The 2,051-nt window shown below is 59.4% G+C and carries 2 pseudogenes; both read left to right on the top strand.

Annotation, left to right across the window (positions count from 1 at the left end):
• Positions 1 to 816: pseudogene (locus Q0341_RS14035) on the top strand (glycosyltransferase); the annotation flags it as partial.
• A gap of 78 nt (positions 817 to 894) precedes the next feature.
• Positions 895 to 2,051, top strand: a pseudogene (locus Q0341_RS14040) (polyphosphate kinase 1); the annotation flags it as partial.

The raw sequence follows: 2,051 nt of genomic DNA on the forward strand, positions 1-2,051 counted from the left end.
GGTGCACATCGCCACCGAGGGGCCTTTGGGTTGGGCCGCACGCAAGCATTGCATCCAAAGGGGGTGGCGCTTCACCACCGCTTTCCATACCAAGTTTCCGGAAATTTTGCGGGCGGCTTTGCGTGTGCCTTTGTTTATGGGCTACGCCTTGTTTCGGCGTTTTCACCGGCCTTCTTCGGGGGTGATGGTGCCCACCGAAGGCGTTCTGAACATGCTGAAGGCACGGGGGTTCCAGTCCTTGAAGCCCTGGACCCACGGAGTGGACCTGTCTTTGTTTGCGTACCAGCCGCAGGCGGTGGCTTTGCCCGAGTTGCAGCACCTGCCGCGCCCTTGGGCGTTGTATGTGGGGCGCGTTTCGTATGAAAAGAACATCGACGCCTTTTTGAGCATGCCCTGGTCGGGCACACGCATCGTCTGCGGCGAGGGCCCTCTGGCCGCGTCGCTCAAGGCGCGATACGCCCATGTGGTGTGGATGGGGGTGCTGCCACGCCCGCAATTGGCCCAGGTCTATGCCGCCGCAGACGTGTTCGTGTTCCCCTCGCGCAACGAAACTTTTGGCTTGGTCATGCTCGAAGCCATGGCTTGCGGTACGCCGGTCGCGGCTTATCCGGTGGATGGGCCTTTGCAAGTGCTGGGCGCTGAAGCCGGCCAGCCCTTGGGGGGGGGGTGCTTGACGAGGATTTGGCGAAGGCCACAGCCCTGGCGTTGCAGGTGCCACGCCATGCGGCAAGGCACAGGGCCGAAGCCTTTGGCTGGCCCCACACGGTGGCGCTGTTCAAGTCTTACTTGATGTCGATCAAAGGTGAGGGCAAATAAGTCAAGGAATTTCACGGCGCTGTCATCAAAATGTCTTAATGGCTTTATAAGATGATTTGAACTCATCGACGTTATGCCATGGCCCATCCAATTTCACAGATCACTTCGTCAGCGTTGCCACCGGAGTTTTTGGACCGAGACCTGAGCATCTTGGCTTTCAATGAGCGTGTGCTCGATTGGGCGCACCGCTCCGAGGTGCCCGCGCTCGAACGCCTGCGCTACCTGTGCATCGTTTCCTCTAATCTGGACGAGTTCTTTGAGGTGCGGGCCGAGCCGCATGTGATGGGCAGCTTGCAAAAGCTCAAGACGGGCCAGTACACCAACGAAAGCTTGGTGGCCATTGCCAACAAAACCAATGCCATGGTGAATCGGCAGTACGCTTTGTACAACGAGGACTTGCTACCCGCCTTGCAGCGCCAAGGCTACCGCTTGTTGTCGCACAACGACCGCAATGCCGAACAGCGGCGCTGGGTGCGCAGCTACTTTCAGCGCGAGGTGCAGCCCCTGCTGGTGCCCGTGGGTTTGGATCCGGCGCACCCCTTTCCGCAAGTGGCCAACAAATCGCTCAATTTCATTGTTCAGTTGTCAGGCAAGGACGCGTTTGGTCGCGCCAACGAAATCGCCATCGTCAAGGTGCCGCGTGTCTTGCCGCGGGTGATTGCCTTGCCAGATCGGGTGTGTGAGGGCAGCAAGGCCTTCGTGCTTTTGTCGAGCGTGATCCGTGCCCACCTTGCCGAGTTGTTTCCGGGGCGTGAAGTTGGGCAGTTTTCTCAGTTCAGGGTCACCCGCCACTCGGATCTGGCAGTGGACGAAGACGAGATCGCCAACTTGCGCATGGCTTTGCGCCAAGGGCTGCAGCACCGTCACTATGGCCAGGCGGTTCGCCTGGAGGTCTCGTCGAGCTGCGCGCCCCGTTTGGTCGAATTTTTGCGCAAGGAATTCAGCTTGCCCGAAGCGGCGGTGTTCCGCGTGAATGGCCCCGTCAACCTGGTGCGACTGATGCAGCTGATCGATCTGGTGCCTGCACCGGACTTGCTGTTTCCGCCTTTCAAAGCCAGCTTTCCCATGCAATTGCCATTGCATGGCTCGGTGTTTGCGCGGCTCAAGCAGGGGGATGTGGTGATTCACCAACCCTTTGAGAGTTTCGATGGCGTGCTGGCCTTTTTACGAGAAGCGGTGCTGGGCCCCAACGTGCTGGCCATCAAGCAAACCATTTACCGCGCAGGCAGCGACAC

Origin of the sequence: uncultured Limnohabitans sp. (assembly GCF_937889215.1) — a bacterium.
In the GTDB taxonomy this organism is placed as follows: Bacteria; Pseudomonadota; Gammaproteobacteria; order Burkholderiales; family Burkholderiaceae_C; genus Limnohabitans_A.